This window comes from Myxococcus vastator (assembly GCF_010894475.1).
Lineage (GTDB): Bacteria > Myxococcota > Myxococcia > Myxococcales > Myxococcaceae > Myxococcus > Myxococcus vastator.
The window spans coordinates 1-6,029 of sequence record NZ_JAAIYB010000492.1; the positions used below are offsets into that span (position 1 = coordinate 1).

Below are 6,029 nucleotides of genomic sequence, written 5' to 3' on the forward strand. Positions count from 1 at the left end.
AGTGTTGGCGAACGCGGTGGCGGCGGCGAGGAGGGCGGCGGCGAACACGGTCTTCATGAAAAGCTCCGGTGACGAACGACGGCGCGAGATTGCGCCGTCCCAGCGAGCGAGGGCTTGAGCAGGCGGCGTGCCAGGGGCGTTGTCAGAGGGAGCGCAGGTGTCTGTCGCGGATGTCCGTGGGGAGAAACTCCGCAGTTGGAGCTCCGACAATGGGGGCAAGCTCCCCAGACAGGCAGTTGCTGCTTTGACGATGACGGAGCACTTGAGCAAGCTGCACGCGTCATCTGGTTGCAGGGTGTCGGCCCGGCGCCTTCGTCGCGCATGTCGCGCGGTCATGGTGTGGGAGAGACGGTTCATGCGGTTCCTCTGTTGCGCGACAGCGTTGGCCGTCCTGGGTACGGGTTGCGCGACGACTGTTCCGCTCGAGCGGCTGGAGGCCCAGGTCCTCGAGGCGGACCGTTGGCGGCGCGAGTACGAGGTGGAGCGCGAGCGCGCCGAGGTGTTCGCGTTGCGCATGGCCCAGCTGGAGTCGGCGCTGGAGCAGGTGCGGCTGGAGCGCGCGGAAGCGGAGCAGGCGCGCGCGGCGCTGTTGGAGGAGCTGGTGCGGACCGAGGCGGACCGGCACGCGCTGGAGGAGCACAACACCCAGCTGCTGGTGCTGGAGCGCGAGGTCCACGAACTGAAGGAACTGAAGGAGATGCACGAGGAGCTGTCGGACGTCTGGTATGAGTCCGCGCTGGAGCGTGCACGGCGGCGGTTGAACAATCCGCTCCAGCCGGCTGTCCCCCCCGCGGCCGACAACGTCGCGCCGACGGCGCCCTGACGTCCCGCCGGACGCGCGCCGCTGGCCCCGTGATAGAGGAACGGCGTGGCGAGCTCCCGCATCCCCATCCGCGGCTACCGGGCCGGCTTCTTCTTCGTGGTCGTCCTCCTGTCGGCCGTCACCGCTTTCACGTTGTGGACGGAGGTCCGCACGGGCAGCCAGGTGGACGGGTTGGTGCAAGAGGCGCTGGAGCGGGCCGGCTCCATTGGCCGCATCCGCGTGGACGCGCTGTCGCTGGAGTCCGCCATCGAGGCGCATGTCCGCGCCACGGGTGACGCCGAGCGCCGCGCCGCGGACGCGGTGATGGAGCAGATTCTCGCGGACATCCGCGCCTCGTCGGAGGCGTACACGCGCAACCTCCCGCAGGGCGAGAAGGCGCTGTGGTACCGCTTCAACGCCGCGTGCCAGGGGCTGGCGGACCAGGTGCGCGCGGCGGCCATCTTCTCGCAGCGCCGCGAGGCGGAGCGCGCCCGGCGCCACCTGGCCGAGCGCATCCGCCCGCTGGCGGCGGAGCTGGACGCGCTGGGCGGCGCGCTGGAGGAGGAGAACGCCGCCGAGGCGCGCAGGCTGGTGAACCGGCTGGACGACCTGCGCGTGCGCAACACGGCGCTGGGCGCGGGCGCCACGCTGCTGGCCATCCTCCTGTCGTCGCTGGTGGGCTTGCGCGTGACCTCGCTGCTCAAGCGCCAGGAGGCCATCATCCAGGGGCAACTGGAGGAGCTGGGCCGGCACAACCAGGAGCTGGATGCCTTCACGCGGCGCGTGGCGCATGACCTCATCTCTCCGCTGGCGCCGCTCAAGGGCTACCTGACGCTCATCCGCCGCACCGGCGCGGTGAACGACGCGGGCGCGCTGGAGATGCTGGCGCAGTGTGAGTCCAGCGCGGTGCGCATGGGCGAGCTCATCGAGGCGCTGCTGCGCTTCTGCCGCGCCGGTACGCGCGGCGAGCGCACGGTGGGTGAGCTGGACACGGCCGTCACCACCGTGCTGCTGGAGGTGGCGCAGACGGCGGCGGCGCAGGGCGTGGCGCTGGAGCGGGAGCTGGAGCCCGGCGTGGCGGTGGACTGCCCCGGGCAGTTGTTGCAGGTGAGCGCGCGCAACCTGCTCACCAACGCGGTGAAGTACTCGGCGGGCAGGCCCGACGCCCGCGTGAAGGTGCGCGTGGCCACCGAGGGTGACATGGCCGTGCTGGAGGTCGTGGACAACGGCATCGGCATGGCGCCGGGCACCCAGGCCTCGCTGTTCCAGCCCTTCTTCCGCGCGCCCGAGGTGCGCGGTCTGCCGGGCCATGGACTGGGGCTGGTCACCACCAAGCGCGTGGTGGAGGCGCACGGCGGCACGCTGGTGGTGCGCTCGGAAGAAGGAAAAGGAACGCACGTGGTGGTGCGCTTCCCCCGCGTGGTGCGCCCGGCGGCGGGCACCCGCGGCGCTCAGTCAACGACGGCTTCCGCCGGAATACGCAAGGTCGGCACATGAGCTCAGCCCGCATCCTCGTCGTGGATGATGACCCGCAGGCCCGCGACTTGCTCCAGCGCTTGCTGGGCCCCCTGGGCGCGGTGACGCAGGCCCAGGACCCGCGCCGCGCTACCGAGCGCATCGCCGAGGGCGCCTTTGACCTGGTCCTCACGGACATGGCCATGCCCGAGCCGGGCGACGGGCTGAAGGTGCTCCACGAGGTGAAGGCGCAGCTGCCGGACACGCCGGTGGTGGTGGTGACGGCCTTTGGCAACATCGAGGGCGCGCTGGACAGCATTCAACAGGGCGCCTTCGACTACCTGGCCAAGCCCTTCGACGTGGACGCGATTCTGCGCGTGGCGCGCCGGGCGCTGGAGCAGAAGCGGCTGGTGGAGGAGAACCGCTCGCTGCGCCAGCAGGTGGAGCGTGGCGCGTTGATGATGGTGGGCCGCAGCCCGGCGTTGCTGGAGGTGTACAAGCAGGTGGCGCGCGCGGCGGCCAGCAACGTGCCGGTGCTGATTACGGGTGAGACGGGCACGGGGAAGGAGATGGTGGCGCGCGCGCTGCACAAGCGCTCGCCGCGCATGAGCGGGCCCTTCATCCCGGTGGACTGCGGCGCGATTACCGAATCGCTGATGGAGAGTGAGCTGTTCGGCCACGCGAAGGGCAGCTTCACCGGCGCGTCCGGCGCGCGGCGAGGCGTCTTCGAGGAGGCCAGCGGCGGCACGCTCTTCCTGGATGAGATTGGCGACGTCGGCATGAAGGTGCAGTCGCAGCTCCTGCGCGTGCTGCAGGAGGGCGAAATCCGCCGCGTGGGTGAGAGCATCCCCGTCAAGGTGGACGTGCGCGTGGTGGCGGCGACGAACAAGGACCTCAAGGCGCGGGTGGCGGAGGGCCTCTTCCGCGAGGACCTGCTGTACCGCCTGGACGTGGTGCACCTGCACCTGCCGTCGCTGCGGGAGCGGAGCGAGGACATCCCCGCGCTGGTGGAGCACTTCGCCGGACGTCATGCCCGCGGCGGGGTGCGGCCGGTGGTGACGCCGGACGCGAACGCGCGCCTGGCGGCCTATGACTGGCCGGGCAACGTGCGCCAGTTGGAGAACGTGGTGGCGCGGGCGCTGGCGCTCAACGTGACGGGCGTCCTGGGCCCCCAGGACTTCCCGGAGCCGATTGGGGACGCGTCCACTCCGAAGATGGCGGGCCTGGCGGGCGACATGCCGAGCCTGGCCGAGCTGTCGCGCCGCTACGCCGCGCAGGTGCTCCAGCACGTGGGCGGCAACAAGAGCGAGGCGGCGCGCCTGCTCGATGTGGACCGCAAGACGCTCTACAAGCTGCTGGAGGCTCCGGAGAGCGAGTCGTAGCGCGCGCGCCGAGGCGTCAGTTGATGACGCCGAGCAGCTCCCGAATCTGCCGCAGCATCTCGATCTCCGCCGCGTGCACGCTGCCGTCGCTGGCGATGAGCGCCTTCGCCTCGCGGATGACGGCGGAGGGGTTGGTGCGCAGGATGCCCATGTTCGGCGGGGGCAAGGGCTCGTTGTTCTGCAGGCAGCGCGTCAGCGCGGCCAGCTCCTGCAGGGGCACGCTCATGCCTCGCGCGGTGTCCAGGATGTGCTCAATCTCGGCGTGCGCGACGCGGCCGTCGACGGTGGCGACCTGGAGCAGCAGCTTGAGGACTTCGACGTGGAACTGTTCTTCGGGGCTCATGTCCCCCTAGGCTGGCGTTTCCTGGGACGCCCGTCCACCTAATGACGGTGTCAGCGCGCGGCGGAGCACCGAATGGCGGTGCTCGAAGAGGCGCCGGATGAAGGCCTCCGTCAGCCGGCCGCCGAAGCGGGGCTCGAAGTCGAGCTGGTCGATGATGTCCACGCCGGCGTGCGCCTCGATGATGCGGCGCTCGTGCCGCCACTGGCGCATCGCGCTCATGGGGGACTCCTCGACGAAGCGGCGCCCCGGCTCCAGCTCGCGCAGCGTCAGGTCGGACCAGCCCACCGGCAGCACGCCGCCCAGCAGCAGCTTGCTGCGGAACAGCGGCTGGCCTGGCTCGAAGGGCAGCTCCTCGAGCCCGTCCACGCCCGGGGGCGCCGTCATCCGCAGGTACGGGCGCAGCTCCGTGGAGATGCCCTTCATCGACGTCACCCACGCCCAGGCTTCAGCGGGGGTGACCTCGACGTACGACTCGAAGCGGAGACTGCGGGTTGCCATGACGCCCCCGGTCCGCGTGTCACCACGCGGTGTGACGGTAGTCCTTGAAGAAGTTGCCCCAGACGTACTCGCCGCTGTTCTCCGAGGCGATGATGGGGTCCACCACCCGCGCCGCCCCGTCGACGATGTCCAGCGGTGGCTGGAAGTCCAGCTCCTGCACCTTGCGCTCCGCGTGCTGCGCGGGGTCCTCGTCGGTGACCCAGCCGGTGTCCACGGCGTTCATGTAGATGTTGTCGCGGGCGTAGTCCGGCGCGGAGGTCAGCGTCATCATGTTGAGCGCCGCCTTCGCCATGTTGGTGTGCGGGTGTTTGTCCGTCTTCGTCCCGCGCGAGAAGCTGCCCTCCATCGCGGAGACGTTCACCACGTGGCCGGGGGATGAGCGGTCCCTGAGCATCAGCGGCTTCAGCTTCCCGACGAGGATGAAGGGCGCCACCGCGTTGATGAGGTGGACCTCCAGCATCTCCGCCGTCTGGACCTCGGCGAGCCGCAGCCGCCACGAGTTCACGTCCCGCAGGTCCACCTGCTGCATGTCCGCGTCCAGCCGGCCCCGCGGGAAGAGGGCGCGCTCGTCACCCTCCTGCTCCAGGTGGTAGGGCAGCATGGACAGCGCGGCGGAGGAGTGGATGCCCAGCGCCGGGTCGCTGCTGCGCCAGGTGGTGGCCAGCTCCGCGCCGCCTCCCGCGCTGCCCGCACCCAGGGCGGTCGGCTGCACCGTGGCGACGCAGGCGTCATGGCCCGCCAGCAGCGCGCGCGCCGCCGCCGGCAGGTCGTCCGCGCTGCGCATCTCTCCCGGCAGCAGGTGGCCGTAGAAGCCCGGGGGCCGACGCACCGTCTGCGCGGCGTTGTTGATGAGGATGTCCAGGCGCTCGTGCGTCTGCTCGATGTGCTTCGCGAAGAGCTCCACGCTGGGCGCGTGCCGCAGGTCCAGCCCGTGGATGTGCAGCCGGTGCGCCCAGTCCGCGAAGTCCGGCTCCTGGACGTAGCGCCGCGCGGCGTCGTTGGGGAAGCGCGTGGTGGCGATGACGCGGGCGCCGGAGCGCAGCAGCATCAGCGAGGCCTGGAAGCCAATCTTCACGCGGGCGCCGGTGATGAGGGCGACCTTCCCGTTCAGGTCGGCGCGCTGGGTGCGCTTGGCGTAGTTGTAGTCCGCGCACTCGATGCACATCGCGTCGTAGAAGAAGTGCAGCTTGCGGTACTCGGCCTTGCAGACGTAGCAGCGGCGGGGCTGCTCCAGGATGCGCTCCGGCCCCGCTTCGGAGGGAGGCGGAGGCGGCAGCGCGGGCACCGTGAAGATGGCGGAGCGGCGCAGGGTGCGAATCTCGGTGGTCGCGCGGATGACCCGGTCGTGCTCGCGCTTCGTCTTCTTCCGGTCGCGGCGCAGCGCCTTCGCCATCCGGGACTTGGCGTCGCGGTCCGGGTGCAACACGCGGCCCGCGGCGCTCAGGAAGGCGATGCGGTCCTCCTCGGGGAGGCCGGCCAACAGGAAGCGGTCCTCGCTGATGGCCTCCAGGAGCTGGGTGACGCGGCGTACCTCTTCCAGGGACAGGGG

The 6,029-nt window shown here is 70.8% G+C and carries 6 protein-coding genes; 3 read left to right on the plus strand and 3 right to left on the minus strand.

Annotated features, from left to right (window positions below):
- The first annotated feature begins 355 nt into the window (after positions 1 to 355).
- The 3 genes from G4D87_RS32180 to G4D87_RS32190 are packed head-to-tail and all read left to right on the plus strand — an operon-like array spanning position 356 to position 3,639.
- Entirely contained in the window at positions 356 to 823 is a 468-nt protein-coding gene (locus tag G4D87_RS32180) for a hypothetical protein (protein ID WP_163786515.1), read from the plus strand.
- A gap of 45 nt (positions 824 to 868) precedes the next feature.
- A complete protein-coding gene (locus G4D87_RS32185) occupies positions 869 to 2,299 on the plus strand; it encodes a sensor histidine kinase (protein ID WP_163786516.1) in 1,431 nt (476 codons plus the stop codon).
- A complete protein-coding gene (locus G4D87_RS32190; protein WP_163786517.1) occupies positions 2,296 to 3,639 on the plus strand; it encodes a sigma-54-dependent transcriptional regulator in 1,344 nt (447 codons plus the stop codon). Before G4D87_RS32185 ends, G4D87_RS32190 begins: the two co-directional genes overlap by 4 nt.
- A gap of 16 nt (positions 3,640 to 3,655) precedes the next feature.
- On the opposite strand, the gene G4D87_RS32195 is transcribed toward G4D87_RS32190, so the two are convergent.
- From G4D87_RS32195 to G4D87_RS32205, 3 genes are all read right to left on the minus strand, one after another.
- The gene (locus tag G4D87_RS32195) at positions 3,656 to 3,982 is read right to left on the minus strand and encodes a TerB family tellurite resistance protein (RefSeq protein ID WP_163786518.1); all 327 of its coding nucleotides are present in this window, start codon (positions 3,980 to 3,982) and stop codon (positions 3,656 to 3,658) included.
- A gap of 6 nt (positions 3,983 to 3,988) precedes the next feature.
- Positions 3,989 to 4,480, minus strand: a complete 492-nt coding sequence (locus G4D87_RS32200; RefSeq protein ID WP_205507799.1) for an Rv1443c family protein — start codon at positions 4,478 to 4,480, stop codon at positions 3,989 to 3,991.
- Positions 4,481 to 4,499: 19 nt separating this feature from the next.
- Positions 4,500 to 6,029 (minus strand): SDR family NAD(P)-dependent oxidoreductase (locus G4D87_RS32205; RefSeq protein WP_240358779.1); only part of this gene is annotated, 1,530 nt, incomplete at its 5' end.

What these genes read in the sequence shown, in the direction of transcription:
- G4D87_RS32180 (WP_163786515.1), top strand. Translation starts at nt 356, where the DNA reads ATGCGGTTCCTCTGTTGCGCGACAGCGTTGGCCGTCCTGGGTACGGGT.
- G4D87_RS32190 (WP_163786517.1), top strand. Translation starts at nt 2,296, where the DNA reads ATGAGCTCAGCCCGCATCCTCGTCGTGGATGATGACCCGCAGGCCCGC.
- G4D87_RS32195 (WP_163786518.1), bottom strand. Translation starts at nt 3,982, where the DNA reads ATGAGCCCCGAAGAACAGTTCCACGTCGAAGTCCTCAAGCTGCTGCTC.
- G4D87_RS32200 (WP_205507799.1), bottom strand. Translation starts at nt 4,480, where the DNA reads ATGGCAACCCGCAGTCTCCGCTTCGAGTCGTACGTCGAGGTCACCCCC.